General features: G+C 69.3%; 10 protein-coding genes. 3 read left to right on the forward strand and 7 right to left on the reverse strand.

What is annotated here, in order from left to right:
- Nucleotides 1-204 precede the first annotated feature (204 nt).
- Entirely contained in the window at nt 205-2,709 is a 2,505-nt protein-coding gene (locus tag A7A76_RS15945; RefSeq protein WP_206412110.1) for a TonB-dependent receptor plug domain-containing protein, read from the forward strand.
- 179 nt (nt 2,710-2,888) lie between these two features.
- Here A7A76_RS15945 and A7A76_RS15950 read toward each other — a convergent pair whose 3' ends face one another.
- The 4 genes from A7A76_RS15950 to A7A76_RS15965 form a co-directional block, all read right to left on the reverse strand.
- Nucleotides 2,889-4,118 (reverse strand): multifunctional CCA addition/repair protein, encoded by a 1,230-nt coding sequence (locus A7A76_RS15950; RefSeq protein WP_206412111.1) that lies wholly within the window; start codon nt 4,116-4,118, stop codon nt 2,889-2,891.
- 124 nt (nt 4,119-4,242) lie between these two features.
- Entirely contained in the window at nt 4,243-4,620 is a 378-nt protein-coding gene (locus A7A76_RS15955) for a PH domain-containing protein (RefSeq protein WP_206412112.1), read from the reverse strand.
- A 143-nt stretch (nt 4,621-4,763) separates the two neighbouring features.
- Nucleotides 4,764-5,660, reverse strand: coding sequence for an NAD(P)H-binding protein (locus A7A76_RS15960; protein WP_206412113.1), 897 nt, complete (start codon nt 5,658-5,660; stop codon nt 4,764-4,766).
- A gap of 10 nt (nt 5,661-5,670) precedes the next feature.
- Complete coding sequence (locus A7A76_RS15965) at nt 5,671-7,740, reverse strand: lytic transglycosylase domain-containing protein (protein WP_206412114.1); 2,070 nt, start codon at nt 7,738-7,740, stop codon at nt 5,671-5,673.
- Nucleotides 7,741-8,008: 268 nt separating this feature from the next.
- Between A7A76_RS15965 and A7A76_RS15970 the strand changes: the two genes are divergently transcribed.
- Entirely contained in the window at nt 8,009-8,806 is a 798-nt protein-coding gene (locus A7A76_RS15970; RefSeq protein ID WP_241200973.1) for a sulfite exporter TauE/SafE family protein, read from the forward strand.
- Nucleotides 8,807-9,076: 270 nt separating this feature from the next.
- Nucleotides 9,077-11,956 (forward strand): TonB-dependent receptor, encoded by a 2,880-nt coding sequence (locus A7A76_RS15975; RefSeq protein ID WP_206412115.1) that lies wholly within the window; start codon nt 9,077-9,079, stop codon nt 11,954-11,956.
- Nucleotides 11,957-12,173: 217 nt separating this feature from the next.
- Here the strand turns inward: A7A76_RS15975 and A7A76_RS15980 are convergent, their stop codons facing one another.
- The 3 genes from A7A76_RS15980 to A7A76_RS15990 form a co-directional block, all read right to left on the reverse strand.
- Nucleotides 12,174-13,049: an ATP-grasp domain-containing protein gene (locus A7A76_RS15980; RefSeq protein WP_206412116.1), complete on the reverse strand. Its 876-nt coding sequence runs from the start codon at nt 13,047-13,049 to the stop codon at nt 12,174-12,176.
- A 71-nt stretch (nt 13,050-13,120) separates the two neighbouring features.
- Nucleotides 13,121-13,879 (reverse strand): endonuclease/exonuclease/phosphatase family protein, encoded by a 759-nt coding sequence (locus A7A76_RS15985; RefSeq protein WP_074872605.1) that lies wholly within the window; start codon nt 13,877-13,879, stop codon nt 13,121-13,123.
- 28 nt (nt 13,880-13,907) lie between these two features.
- On the reverse strand, nt 13,908-14,614 hold a 707-nt coding region (locus A7A76_RS15990), incomplete at its 5' end, for a thiol:disulfide interchange protein DsbA/DsbL (protein ID WP_206412117.1).

Raw genomic sequence — 14,614 nt, forward strand, 5'->3', positions numbered from 1 at the left:
GCCACCTTTACGGCTGGCCCATTCGGTGACGCGCAACCCATTCGGGTCTGAACGCTGGCTAGCCGATTCGTCGTAGTAGGAAAAGCGTCACAAAGACAAAGTCGGCACAGTCACGCGGCGTATTGCGAAAAGGTTAAGAAGCCGTGAGGCTCCAGCGCGGGCCACGGGCGCCCGCCCGCCTCTACCTTCGCAAGGAACCGACTCATGTCCCCAGCGCAGTACCGCCACCGACTGGCGTTGGCCGTCGCCGCCGCCATCGCCGCGATCGCCGTCGTTCCCGCCGCGTCCGCACAGGACCAAGCCGCGCCGGCGCCGGCCAGCCGCGACGCGACCACGCTCGATGCGGTGCAAGTGACCGGTTCGCGCGCGCGCGGCCGCGCCGCCGAGGACACCGCGGCGCCGGTGGACGTGATCGGCAAGGAAGAGCTGACCGCGACCGGCGCCACCGAGGTCGGCCAGATCCTGCAGATGCTCGAGCCCTCGTTCAATTTCTCGCGCACCTTCGTCAGCGACGGCACCGATATCCTGCGCCCGGCCACGCTGCGCTCGCTCGGCCCCGACCAGGTGCTGGTGCTGGTCAACGGCAAGCGCCGCCACCAGCAGGCGCTGGTCAACGTGCAGCAGACCATCGGCCGCGGTTCGGCCGGCACCGACATCAACGCGATCCCGCTGTCGGCGATCGAGCGCATCGAAGTGCTGCGCGACGGCGCCGCCGCGCAGTACGGTTCCGACGCGATCTCCGGCGTGATCAACATCATCCTCAAGAAGCAGACCAACGAGACCCAGGTCTCGGTGCAGGCCGGCCAGAACTATGCCGGCGACGGCGAGAACTACTCGGCCTCGGTCAACACCGGGGTCAAGCTCGGCAGCGACGGCTTCCTCAATATGTCGTTCGAATACCGCGACCGCGGCGCGACCAACCGCGCCGGCCCCGACAGCCTGCGCGTGAGCCCGCCGCGGGTGACCCAGCGCCTGGGCGACGCGGACGCGACCGACGCCTACTTCTGGTTCAACGGCGGCCTGCCGGTCGGCCGCGGCGAGCTGTACTGGTTCGGCGGCCTGTCCAAGCGCAAGGGCGATTCCTACGGCTTCTTCCGCAGCCCGGGCGACAACCGCACGGTGCCGGCGCTGTATCCGAACGGCTTCCTGCCCAACATCCGCACCAAGGTCGACGACACCTCGCTCGCGGTCGGCTACAAGGCGCCGATCAACGACAACTGGGACTGGGACGTGTCGGTCAACCGCGGCCGCAGCAAGTTCGGCTTCGAGGAGGCCGACTCGGTCAACGTCAGCTGGTGGTACGAGCCCAAGCCCGGCGGCGGCATCTACGCCGAATCGCCGACCAAGGCCGACACCGGCACGCTGCAGTTCGACCAGACCACGCTGAACCTGGATTTCCGCGGCACGCTGAAGGGCTTCAACGACCGTCCGCTGTACCTGGGCACCGGCCTGGAGTATCGCAAGGACGAGTACCAGATCCGCGCCGGCGCGCCGGTGACCTACACCTACGGCCGCACCAACAACCGCGCGATCAACATCGTCGGCCAGACCGGCGACACCGCGCAGCCGGGCATGCAGGGCTTCCCGGGCTTCTCGCCGAACGAGGCGGTCGACGACGGCCGCCACAACTACGCCGCCTACCTCGACCTGGAAACCAACCTCAGCGACCGCTTCCTGCTCGGCGCGGCGGTGCGTTACGAGGATTACTCCGACTTCGGCAACACCACCACCGGCAAACTGTCGGCGCGCTTCGACGCCAGCGAGAGGTTCGCCCTGCGCGGCACCGTGTCCACCGGTTTCCGCGCGCCGGGCGTGCAGCAGCTGTTCTACAGCCAGCGCTCGACCAACCTCAACGCCGCCGGCGAACTCACCGACACCCTGACCGCGCGCCAGAACAGCGCGGTGACGCGCGCGTTCGGGATCGAGCCGCTGAAGGAGGAAACCTCCAAGAGCGGCTCGATCGGCTTCGTGCTCAAGCCGAGCGACCGCTTCTCGCTGACGATGGACGTGTTCCGCATCGACATCGACGACCGCATCATCTTCTCCAGCAACATCCAGCCCGAAAGCGTCGGCACCAACGGCCAGCCGTGCGCGCCGGGCAACGGCAACTGCCCGATCCGCGCGATCCTGGATCCGATCGGCGTCGGCCAGGTGCTGTTCTTCACCAACGCCATCGACACCCGCACCACCGGCGTCGACCTGGTGGCCAACCACAACACCGAGTTCGCCGCGGGTTCCAAGCTGACCCTGACCGCGCTGGTGCACTTCAACAAGACCGAAGTGAAGGACCGCCGCTCGCAGTCGACGATCCTGCCGCCGAACGTGCTGTTCGACGACACCCAGGTGACCCTGATCGAGAAGGGCCAGCCGCGCCAGCACCACGTCCTGCAAGGCGTGTACGAAACCGGCCCGTGGGAGTTCACCGGCCGCGCCAACTACTACGGCCCGGTCACCGGCGAAGGCTTCACCCCGGGGATCAAGCAGACCTGGAGCGGCAAGTGGCTGGCCGACTTCTCGGTGCGCTACAAGCTCAACGAGCAGATCAGCTTCACCGTCGGCGGCAACAACCTCTTCGACACCTATCCGGACAAGTGGGATCGGGTCAACGGCGCGCCGTTCCCGGAGCTGGGCTTCAAGTACGGCTGGGAGACGCTGCCGTTCGGCATGAACGGCGGCAGCTACTACATCCGGGCGGACTATCGGTTCTGATCGCGGGCGAACCGTCGCGGCCTCGCCGCGGCGGTTCGCAGCACCCCTGTAGGAGCGGCGCGAGCCGCGACCGCGACAATGCAACCATGACGCCAGTTTCGGCGTAGTTGCGTTGTCGCGGTCGCGGCTCGCGCCGCTCCTACAGGTAGATACGTACCATCTAGATACGCAGCATCGCTTCAGTTTTGTTGCTTGCGTTGTTCCGCGATCGCCGCGATCCGCGCGCGCCGCATCGCCTCGCCGACGGCGGGGCCGCTCAGGCCCGGCGGCAGATCGCTCGCGCGCACCTTCAGCGCCGCGTGCAGTGCATCGACCAGCGCCTGCCGCGACGGGTAGTCGCCGTCTTCCAGTCCCAGCCGGCCGCGCTTGTCGGCCTCGCACACCAGCGCCATCTGCTCGATGCGCTGCGGGTTGCGCCAGCCGTCGCAGCGCGCGATCAGTTCGTACACGCTGCGCGGGCGCATTTCGCCGAGGCGATGCACGTTGAGGTGTTCGCGGCAGACCGCTTCGGCCAGCAGGCGATGCTCGGTCGGCACTTTCAGCCGCGCGCACAGCTGCGCCAGCGGCTCCAGGCCGTTGTGCTCGTGGTTGTGGTGGCGCGGCAGCAGCTCGGCCGGCGTGCGCGCCTTGCCCAGGTCGTGGGTCAGCGCGGCGAAGCCGATCAGGTCGTCGCCGGGCGCGAGCCTGGCCGCCATGTCCACGACCATCTCGGTGTGGACGCCGGTATCGACTTCCGGGTGGTACTCCGGCCGCTGCGGCACGCCGTACAGCGCTTCGACTTCCGGCAGCACGACGCCGAGCGCGGCGGCCTCGTGCAAGGTGCGCAGGAACGCCGACGGCTTTTCGCAGCGCAGCGCGCGGCGCAGTTCCTGCCATACGCGCTCGGCGACCAGGTCGCCCAGCTCGCCGGATTCGGCCATGCGCCGCATCAGCGCCATCGTCTCCGGCGCCACGCGGAAGCCGTGCGCGGCGAAGCGGGCCATGAAGCGCGCCGCGCGCAGCACCCGCAGCGGATCTTCGACGAACGCCTCGCCGACATGGCGCAGCACTTTCGCTTCCAGGTCGCGCGCGCCGCCGTAAGGGTCGACCAGGCGGCCGTCGCTCTCGTCGCGGGCGATGGCGTTGATGGTGAAGTCGCGCCGGCCCAGATCGTCTTCCAGCGTCACCGCCGGATCGGCGTCGACGACGAAGCCGCGGTAGCCGCGGCCGGACTTGCGCTCGGTGCGCGCCAGCGCGTACTCCTCGCCGGTGTCCGGGTGCAGGAACACCGGGAAATCCTTGCCCACGGGCTTGAAGCCGGCGGCGAGCATGGCCTCGGGGGTTTCGCCGACGACCACGTAGTCGCGATCGCCCGCCGGCAGGCCGAGCAGGCTGTCGCGGACCGCGCCGCCGACGAGATAAGTCTTCATTGGGTTTTCTCCGTGGAACCGCGAGGCGATGTTTGCCGATGCGGATCCGTTCCGCCTGGCCGGCGATCGGAACGAAGCGGCGTCGCCGTCCTCGTCGCCTGCGAAGTGCCGATGCCGCCGGGTTTCAGCGCGGCGCGTTCTGCGCCAGCAACGCGACGATGTCTTCCGCGCCGGCGCTGCGGCCCAGGTGGCGCACGATCGGGTTGGGCTGGCCCGACACCCACAGCCGCAACTCGGCTTCCAGGTCGAAATGGCCCGCGGTTTCCAGCGAGAACATGACGATGCTGCGGTAGGGCAGGCTGAGGAATTCGGTCTTGCGGCCGGTCACGCCCTGTTTGTCCACGAGGATCAGGCGGCGGTCGGTGAACACGATCAGGTCGCGGATCTCGCCGAACGCGCGCTGCACGGTCTCGCCCGGCGCCAGCAGCGCGCCGAAATCCTGGTTGATCTTGTCGGCGGACTTGGCGCCGGCGTGGCCGAGCAGGGTATCGAGCAGGCCCATGGCGTATTCCTTTCGCGTGAGGTGTGCCGCGCATCCTAGCGCAGTGGCCGTAGCCCCTGTAGGAGCGGCGCGAGCCGCGACCGCGAAACCATGCATACGACGCAAGCGCGATGTCGCGGTCGCGGCTCGCGCCGCTCCTACAGTCAGGCCCCGAGGATTTCGGGCAGGCGCGACAGCACCGGCGTCGGCTCGATGCCGAGCTTCAGCAGCCCGTTCTCTACACTGGTCGAATCGGTCTGCAGCGAACGCCAGTTGTCGCGGCTGATCGGTTTGCCCGGCAGGTGTTCGCCGATCTCGGCCTGCAGCTTGCCCAGCGCGTCCGGCAGCGGCAGCACCGCGCGCAGGCGGCCGCGGCCGCGCGCGCTGGCGCGGACGATCTCGCCCAGGGTCATGACCTGCGGCCCGACCAGGTTGTAGCTGCGCTGCACGTGGGCGTCGTCGGCCAGCGCGTTGGCGAAGGCCTGAGTTACGTCGCCGACCCACACCGGCTGGAAGCGCGCGTCGGCGCGGCCGATCGGCAGCGCCGGGGCGTAGCGCAGCAGCGCGTCGAAGCGGCAGAACAGGCCGTCGCCGGGGCCGGCGATGACCGAGGGGCGGAACAAGGTCCAGTCGAGCCTGGACGCGCGCACCTTCTGCTCGGCGCGGCCGCGCGCTTCCAGGTAGTGGCTGTGGCCGGTGCCGGCGTTGAGCGCGCTCATCTGCAGCAACCGGCGCACGCCCATGTCGCGCATGGCCTCCAGCAGCGCCTCCAGCAATTCGACGTAGACGTGCTCGAAGCCGCGGCCGCTGTCGCCCTGCTCGTTGAGGATGCCGACCAGGTTGACCACCGCGTCGACGTCGTCGAGCACCGCGCGCAGGAAATCCGGGTTGGCCACGTCGCCTTCGATGATGCTGGCGTCGCGGCTGAGCTTTTGCTTCTTCGACGGATCCACGCCGCGGCTGAGCACGGTGACGCGCCAGCGCTCGCGCAGCAGATGGGCGACGAGGTGGCGGCCGACGAAACCGGTGCCGCCCAGGATCAGGACGTGACGACGGGCCACGGCGGCGGCCTCACTCGGTTTCCGCCGGCAGCGGCGCGCTGGCCGTGGCGGCGGTGGCCGGGCAGACGAAGGATTTGCGCCTGGCGTCGGTGACGCCGCGCAGGCGATCGCTGACGTTGAGCGCGTCGCCGTTCATGCGCCAGTCGTAGAGCACGCTGAAGGCCAGCACGCGGGCGACGTACTCGCGGGTTTCCTTGTAGCTGATGGTCTCGATCCAGAAATCCGGCTCCATGCCCGGACGCTGCGACTGCCAGCGGTTCAGCGGCGCCGGCCCGGCGTTGTAGCCGGCCATGGCGAAGTACGGCTGGCCGCCGTACTTGTCGAGCAACTGGCGCAGGTACGCGGTGCCCAGCACGATGTTGGTGTCCGAGTCGTACAGGCTGGCCGCGCCGCCCCAGGGCAGGCCCAGGCTCTTGGCCACCTGCGCGCCGGTGCCGGGCAGCACCTGCATCAGCCCCATCGCGTTGGCACCGGAGCGCGCGGTCGGATTGAAGATGCTCTCGGCGCGGATTTCGGCCGCGACCCAGGCCGGGTCGATGCCGTTCTTGAGCGATTCGCGGCGGATGGTCTCGCCGTGGTGCAGCGGGAAGCGCAGGTAGTACAGGCGCTGCTCCTGCGGGGCCTTGTTGAGCGAGAACACCGCGCGGTCGAACCAGTTGTAGCCCTGGGCGATCTCGATCGCCAGGCGCCGCTGGGTGTCGTCGAAGCGGCTCAGCGCGTCGTCCCATTCGCGGATCGCCCACGCCGCGCGTTCGATCTGGAACAGGCCCAGCGCCCGGACCAGCGCCGGGTCGCGCGCCACCTGCGCGCGCGCGGCCGGCGCGTCGGCCGGCTGCAGCGGGCACAGCGTGTACGGCGCGCCGAGCTTGTCGGCGGACAGGAAGCCGTGGAAGTCGGCGTTCTTGGTCGCCTCGCGGTACAGGCGGTTGGCGGTGGCCTTGTCGCCGGCGCGTTCGGACAGGCGCGCTTCGAAATACTCCCAGCGCGATTCGCTGCGCTGCCTGGCGCCCATCTTGCGGATCGCCGCCAGCGCCGCGTTCCAGTCCGAGCGCGCCATCGCTTCGCGCGCGCGCCACTCGTGCAGGCGCTCGTCATAGGCGACCTCGGGCACGGCGTTGAGCCGGCGCGCGGATTCGGCGTCGTAGGAGGCCACCGACCACAGCGCCGCCTGGTACAGCACGCGGCCGCGGTCTTCGTCGCTGAAATTCAGCGCGTTGGCGTACTTGGGCAACTGCGCCTCGGCGCTGGCCGGCTGCGCCTTGGCCAGCTTGGCCAGGCCGAAGCTGGCGATCCTGCGGCTGCGTTCGGTCTTGGGCCAGCTGAGCGCGCGTTCGTTGGGATTGTCCAGGAACGCCGCGTAGTCGTTCGCCTGCGCCAATTGATCCGCCGGCAATCCGCGCGCCGCGGCGCGCATCACCGCCGGCTGCCATTCGGCGGCCGCGGCGTCGATGCGTTCCCAGCGCAGTTCCGGGGTCAGCCCGCCCTGCGCGGCCAGCACCGCGAACGGCGCGTCGCAGGCGTCGGGCAGCGACTTGCCGCTGCTGCGCCAGATCGCCTGGGCATCCTTGGTCCATTGCGCGTCGGCGCGGCCCAGCGCCTGGCGCGCGTTCAATTCGGCGCAGCGCAACTGCGCGCCGCGGTCCTTGCCGGCGCGGTTCTTCGGCGTCCACGCGGCGAGGAAGGCGTTCCAGTCTTCGCGGCGCGCGGCCGCGGCCAGCCAGACTTCGCGGAACGCTTCGCCGGAGGCCTCATTGCCGCGGCGGGCGAGGAACTCCTGGGCCTGGCCATCGTTGACGTTGTCGATGGTGCGGCGGAGCGCGGCGTACTCGACCCAGCCGTACAGCGGATGGCGGGCGATGTCGGCGTACTGGCCGGCGTCGAAGCCGGCGCGTTCGGCCGCGTCCAGCGCCGCGCGCACGCGCGGCAGCTGCGGATCGACGCTGGGCGCCGGCGGCGCGCGCAAGGCCGGCGGCCTGGGCGCGGGCTGCGCCGGCGTCGACGCGGTGGTCTGGGCGCAGGCGGTGGTGGCGATGGCCGCGATCAGCGCGGCGGCGAGCAGGGGAAGAGGGCGCGGGAGCATCGCCGGACTATAGCCGAGCGCGCATGAATGTCTTATGTGAACGCAGCGTGGACGAGGGCGAAGCGCGAACGCGGTCGCGACGTGGTGACGGTGGGACGACTGTAGGAGCGACGCGAGTCGCGACTGCGACAACGCAACTGCGTCGAAACCTACGTCGTAGCTGTATTGTCGCGGTCGCGACTCGCGTCGCTCCTACAGTCGCTGCGGTCGGCTATCCAGGTCGCGAACGGGCGTGCAGAATCGAGGGCCCGCATATGGAACGCAGCGCATGGCGATCTGGCTGGTCTTCCTCGTCCTCGGCGCCATCGCCGGCGTGCTCGCCGGGTTGCTCGGCGTCGGCGGCGGGCTGGTGCTGGTGGCGGCGTTGGCCTGGATCGCGCCGGCGTTCGGCATTCCGCAGGAAGCGGCCATGCATACCGCGTTGGCCAGTTCGCTGGCGAGCATCGTGCTGACCGCCACCGCCTCGGCGCGCGCGCATGCCAAGCGCGGCAGCGTGCTGTGGCCGACGGTGCGCTGGATGGTGCCCGGCTTGCTCGTCGGCGGCTGGCTCGGCAGTTGGGTCGCGGTGCGCATCGACGGCGAATGGCTGCGCTGGATCGTCGCCGGCTACTGCCTCATCGCCGCGGCGCAGCTGTTGTTCGGCAAGCCGCGCGCCGCGCTCGGCGAGGACGCGCCGCCGCCGCAGGGCGCGGCGATGTCGGGCGCGGGCGTGGGCATCGGCGCGGTGTCGGCGGTGGTCGGCATCGGCGGCGGCAGCATGACCGTGCCGTTGCTGGTCTGGCGCGGGGTGGCGCCGGTGCGCGCGGTCGGCACGTCCTCGGCCTGCGGCGTCGCCATCGGCCTGGCCAGCGCGATCGGCTATGCCTTCAACGCGCCGCCGGGCGCGTTGCCGCAGTACGCGATCGGTTATGTGTACCTGCCCGCGGCGATCGGCGTGGCCGTGGCTTCGGTGATCGCCGCGCCCCATGGCACGCGATTGGCGCATCGCCTGCATGGCGACACCTTGAAGCGGGTGTTCGCGGCGTTCCTGATCCTGGTCGCGGTGAGCCTGCTGCTCGGCGGCTGATTCCGCCAACTCAATCACGTTTTTTCAGCGCGCTGCTCGCCCGGGGCCCTTGCGGCCTGAACGGGCGGCCTCGGCTATGCCGCATCCGCCGTTTATGCCGGGCCTGGTCGCAGGCCGAACAAAAGTGCGACCGGTTTGGCAAGTACTCCTATTTTGCGCCTTGTGGCGGATTCACGGATTGTTTACAACCTTTCGGTTGCCTCCGGCACGGTCCGGCCGGCACGCCAATAGCCATCAGAGCTAGCCACGCCAATTAGAGGGAGAGAGTTAATGAAGCCGTCGCGTCGCCATGCCCTGGCGAAAGCCATCCAACTGTCCCTGCTGGTCGCGCTGCCCGGCCTCGCCGCCGCGCAGGACGCCGCACCGCGCAAGGACGCCACCACGCTCGACACGGTCCAGGTCACCGGCACCCGCATCAAGAAGGCCGAGATCGAAAGCCAGGTTCCGGTCCAGACCCTGAGCCGCGACGACATCGAACGCACCGGCCTGACCTCGCTGGGCGACATCGTCCAGGAGCTCACCGGCGCGGGTTCCGCGCTCAACACCAAGTTCAATTCCTCGGGCAACTTCGGCTTCTCGCCGAACGGCGACGGCATCGGCGCCGGTTCGGCCCAGGTCGACCTGCGCCACCTCGGCCCCAAGCGCGTGCTGGTCCTGGTCGACGGCATGCGTTGGGTCAACGAGTCCTCCGCTTCCGGCGTGGGCGCGGCGACCGACCTCAACACGATTCCGCTGGCCATCGTCGAGCGCATCGAAGTGCTCGAGGACGGCGCGTCCTCGCTGTACGGCTCCGACGCGATCGCCGGCGTGGTCAACATCATCACCCGCCGCAACTTCGACGGCGGCCAGATCAGCCTCAACTACGGCCAGTACGGCAAGGGCGACGGCGAGCTGCAGGGCGTCGACCTGGCCTGGGGCTTCAACACCGACCGCGCCAACCTGTTCCTGGGCCTGAGCTACGTCGACCAGGATCCGGTGTACTCCAAGGACCGCGCCGTCGCCGCGTTCCCGGTGCCGGGCCTGGGCGTGGAGACCGGCAGTTCGGCCACGCCGAACGGCCGCTTCATCTTCACCGACCCGCGTTGCGCCGGCGGCACCTGCAACCTCACCACGCCCAACGGCACCAGCTATCCCAACGGCGTGCGCTTCCCGCAGGACTTCATCCCCTTCACCGGCGCGAATCGCTACAACTTCGCCCGCGAGAACATGCTGCTGACGCCGTCCAAGCGCACCGGCGCGTTCGGCCAGTTCCGCTACCACTTCACCGACAACGTGCAGGGCTACGTCAAGGCGCTGTACAACCGCCGCGAGTCGGTCAACCAGGCCGCGCCCGAGCCGATCTTCCTCGGCCTGGACGCCGGCACCGGCAATCCGTGGTCCGAGCGCATCACCATCTCGCGCCTGAACCCGTACAACCCCTTCGGCATCGACCTGACCTCCGAAGGCGCCAACCCGAACCTGATCACCCTGGCCCGGCGCCCGGTCGAGGGCGGCCCGCGCATCTTCGAACAGGAAGTCGACACCCAGTACGTGGCCGGCGGCCTGGAAGGCAGCTTCGACGCGGGCGACCGCACCTTCTTCTGGGACGTCAACGCCGCCTACAGCCGCAACAAGGCCGACCAGACCAACCGCGGCAGCTACAACATCCGCAACATCAATATCGCGCTCGGCGATCCGGCGGTGTGCGCCGCGACCCCGGGCTGCGTGCCGCTGAACCTGTTCGGCGGCCCGGGCACGATCACCCCGCAGATGCTGAGCTGGATCAGCCCGGTCGTGCGCGACCGCAGCGAGCAGAAGCTCAAGACCTTCACCGCCAACTTCTCCGGCGACCTGTTCAACCTGTGGGCGGGCCCGCTGTCGTTCGCGGCCGGTTACGAGTACCGCAAGTACGAAGGTTCGTACTCGCCCGACCCGATCACCGTGGCCGGCTACTACAACGGCACCCAGTCGCTGCCGACCAGCGGTTCCTACGACGTCAACGAAGCCTACGTCGAGCTCAACCTGCCGCTGATCAAGGAAGGTTCGTTCGGCAAGAGCCTGGACCTGAGCCTGGCCGGCCGCTATTCGGATTACTCGACCTTCGGCGGGCAGTTCACGCCGAAGTACGGCCTGCGCTGGCAAGTCGCCGACGAATTCCTGCTGCGCACCACCTACGCCGAAGGCTTCCGCGCGCCGTCGATCGGCGAGCTGTACGGCTCGGCCAGCCGCGCCGACCTGCAGCTCAGCGATCCGTGCCTGATCTCGATCACCGGCGCCCCGCCGACCGGCAACCGCGCCAACTGCGCCGCGCTCGGCGTGCCGGCCGGCGCCGCCCAGGCCAACAGCCAGATCTCGGTGCAGACCGGCGGCAACAAGGACCTGGAACCGGAAACCGCGCGCAGCTTCACCGCCGGCTTCGTCTACAGCCCGGCCTGGGCCGCGGGCGTGCCGTGGTCGGACAAGTTCGACTTCGAAGTCACCTACTACCGCCATTCGCTGGAAGGCGCGGTGCAGGCGATCGACGCGCAGACCCAGCTCAACCTGTGCGTGCAGACGCTCGACCCGCTGTACTGCAACGGCATCACCCGTTCCAGCGTGGGCGGCATCTCCAGCTTCGAGAACAAGCTGACCAACCTGGGCTCGATCAAGACCTCCGGCTGGGACGTGGACTTCTTCTGGACCCTGCCGGAAACCTCGTGGGGCCAGTTCAAGCTGGCCTGGCAGAACACCTGGGTGACCCAGTACGACGCGCTCGGCGCCGCCGGCCAGGTGCAGCCGCGCAAGCCGGGCGTGGAAGTCAACGACAGCGCGATTCCGGAGTGGACCTCCAACGCGACCCTGTCGTGGAAGCGCAACGCCTGGACCGGTTCGTGGACGATCCGCCACATTTCCGAGCTGACCGAGACCTGCCAGGCCTCGGCGCTGGATTCGCCGTACTGCGACAACCACGTCACCGGCGAGAACAAGCTGTCGCCGACGACCTACCACGACCTGCAGCTGGGCTATCGCTTCGAACTGCTCAAGGGCCTGCAGGTCACCGGCGGCGTCAACAACGTGTTCGACAAGGATCCGCCGGTGTGCCTGTCGTGCTCGCTCAACGGCTACGACGCGTCCACCTACGACATCCCGGGCGGCCGGTTCTTCTACGTGCGGGCGGATCTGCGGTTCTGATCCGGGGCTAACGCGACCACGTGAAACGACGGCCGGCGCTGCGAGGCGCCGGCCGTTTTCGTTTTTGGGGCGTTCGATTGCGATGAGGCGTGCGTCGTAGTCGGGTTGTCGCGGTCGCGACTTGCGTCGCTCCTACAGGATCTCCGGCAAGTTTCGTCTCCCCATGTAGGAGCGACGCAAGTCGCGACCGCGACAATTCGACTACGGCGAAACCGCACTATCCCTCGCGCACCGATGCGTAACGGATCACCTCCAACGCAAGCTGCGCATCGCAGGCGTACAAACCCGCGCCCCAGGCCGCGTTCTGCTCCACGCAGGCCCAACCCCGATCTTCGATGCAGCCCACGTCGATCACGCAGGCGCGCGGCAGCGCCACCCGCGGGTCGTCGAGCATGCGCTGCAGGAACGCCGTGGCTTGCGCGTCTTCTTCCTCGCTGCTGGCAAATCCGCTGTCGCGCGCGAGCTCGCCGTGGCGCGAATACAGCGACCACGTGCGCAGCCTACGGTCGAGCACGAAGCAGCGCAGTTCGCAGCGCCAGCGCACGATCTCGGCGACGAGCACCGGCATCTCTTCGTCGTAGCCCTGCGGCAGGCCGGCACCGGTGTAAACGTTCGCGGGAAAGCTCTTGTCGTTGGGCGGCTTGACGAACGCCGGCTCGGTCCGTGCGCGCTGGGCGCCGAGCGTGCTGAGGACGATCTCGCGCAAGCGGTATTCGTAAGGCAGCGTCGGCAGCCAGTCTTCCGGTGGATTGTCCAGGCGCAGCCCTAGCGCGGCGCCGAGTTCGGGGGCGAACAAGGCTTCGCCATAGAACACCGGTTCCTCCAGTGCGCGCAAATGCTCGGGTACGCGCCACCCGTGTAGCCGTTCGATCGACCAGCCTTGGCGTGCGGCGGCTTTCCACAGCGCTTGCGAGTCGTCGCTGTGGCGAGGCGTGAGAATCAGGGTGGGCATGGCGCCTGCGTCGCGCTGGGACGGCAGCGCAGCGTCGGCGAAGCCGGCGTGGGCGTCAACGCAACCTGGGCGCGTCGGTCGGGGGATGGGCGGTTCGGCGGGACGCTGCGCTGAACGACGCAAGCGGGCGGCTTTGCGCAAGCCGAACGTGGCCGAAAGGATTGCGGCTGGTCGAGCTTCGCAACGCGCCGGCAGCCGCCGGCATGGCCGCCTCAGCGCAACGCTTGATCCGGCACGTCCAATTCCAGCGACAGCGCCAGATGATCCGATTGCGCCGCCGGCAGCGCCTTGGCGGCGATGTAGCCCAGGCCGTCGCCGAGCAGGATGTGGTCGATGGCGCGTTGCGGGCGCCAGCTGGGGAAGGTCGGCAGGGTGTCGGCGGGGCGCTGCAGGCGGGTGTCGCGGAACAGCGCCTGCATCTCGGGGCTGTCGGCGGAGCAGTTGAAGTCGCCCATCAGCACCGCGTGCGGGTGGTCGTGCAGCAGTTCGGCGATGAAGGCCAGCTGCGAGGCGCGCGAGCCGGCGCCCAGCGAGAGGTGGGCGACGGCGACGGTGAGGCCGTCGTCGCCGCTGCCGTAGTGCGCGATCAGCACGCCGCGGCCGGAGATGCGGCCGGGCAGCGGATGGTCGACCACTTCGCGCGGCTCCAGCCGGCTGAGCAGGCCGTTGGCGCTGGAGGCGACGTTGCCCACGCGCCGATTGGGCTGGTGGCTCCAGTAATCGAAGCCGGCGCGCTGGGCCAGGTAGTGGGTCTGGTTGGTGAAGCCCGAACGCAGGCTGCCCGGATCGCTTTCGTTGAGGCCGACGATGTCGTGCTCGCCGGCCAGCTGGGCGATGGTGTCGAGGCTGCCGCGCTTGTTGCCGGCGGGCAGCACGTGCGACCAGCTGCGCGTCGCGTAATCGCTATAGCGACGCGTGCTGGAACCGGCCTGGATGTTCGCGCTGAGCAGGCGCAGCCGGCGAGTGGTCATGCCCGGTCCGGGTAAGCCGCGAAGCCGATCAGTTCTTCTTGGCCGGCTCGGCCGCCGGCGCCGCCGCGGGCGCGGCGGCGGGCGCAGCGCCCATCGCGGCGCGCTCGCGCGCGATCAGGTGATCGCTGACGCGCAGCATGTCGTCGAAGCCCTTGACCGTGGTGACCAGGTACTTGCCGTTGATCACGATGCTCGGGCTCGCGCTGACCCCGGAGCGCTGCATGAACTGCTCGGCGCGCTTGCCCTTGGCGGTGATCGCGAAGCTGTTCATGGTGCCGATGAAGTCGGCCGGCTTGACCCCGTACTTGGCGTAGAACTCGCCGAACTTCGCGTCGGTGACGGTGCGGAAATCGATCGACTGGTCGATGTGCACGGCGCGGAACATCGCTTCGTGGGTCTTGTCGACCAGGCCCAGGGTCTGGGCGGCGTAGAAGGCCTTCTCGAACGGGATCGGATTGCCGCCGAACGGGCCGGCGATCGGGGTGAACTTGACGTCGGCGGTCTGCTTCTTGCGCCAGTCGAGCAGGATCGGCTCGAACTGGGCGCAGTGCGGGCAGGTGTAGCTGAAGATTTCGGCGACTTCGATCTTGCCGGCGACCGGCTCGAACGGCTGGCCGCCGGGGATTTCGTTGTAGTCGGTGCCGGCCACCGGGGCCGGGCCGGCCGGCGGGGTGGCGGTGGCGGCCGGCACGATCGCCGGTTCGGCCGGCGCGGTCTCGGCCGGGGCCGGGGTCT

It is taken from the genome of Lysobacter enzymogenes (genome assembly GCF_017168095.1).
Classification (GTDB): domain Bacteria; phylum Pseudomonadota; class Gammaproteobacteria; order Xanthomonadales; family Xanthomonadaceae; genus Lysobacter; species Lysobacter enzymogenes_D.

What these genes read in the sequence shown, in the direction of transcription:
- A7A76_RS15970 (WP_241200973.1), top strand. Translation starts at nt 8,009, where the DNA reads ATGGCGATCTGGCTGGTCTTCCTCGTCCTCGGCGCCATCGCCGGCGTG.
- A7A76_RS15985 (WP_074872605.1), bottom strand. Translation starts at nt 13,879, where the DNA reads ATGACCACTCGCCGGCTGCGCCTGCTCAGCGCGAACATCCAGGCCGGT.
- A7A76_RS15965 (WP_206412114.1), bottom strand. Translation starts at nt 7,740, where the DNA reads ATGCTCCCGCGCCCTCTTCCCCTGCTCGCCGCCGCGCTGATCGCGGCC.
- A7A76_RS15975 (WP_206412115.1), top strand. Translation starts at nt 9,077, where the DNA reads ATGAAGCCGTCGCGTCGCCATGCCCTGGCGAAAGCCATCCAACTGTCC.
- A7A76_RS15955 (WP_206412112.1), bottom strand. Translation starts at nt 4,620, where the DNA reads ATGGGCCTGCTCGATACCCTGCTCGGCCACGCCGGCGCCAAGTCCGCC.
- A7A76_RS15950 (WP_206412111.1), bottom strand. Translation starts at nt 4,118, where the DNA reads ATGAAGACTTATCTCGTCGGCGGCGCGGTCCGCGACAGCCTGCTCGGC.
- A7A76_RS15945 (WP_206412110.1), top strand. Translation starts at nt 205, where the DNA reads ATGTCCCCAGCGCAGTACCGCCACCGACTGGCGTTGGCCGTCGCCGCC.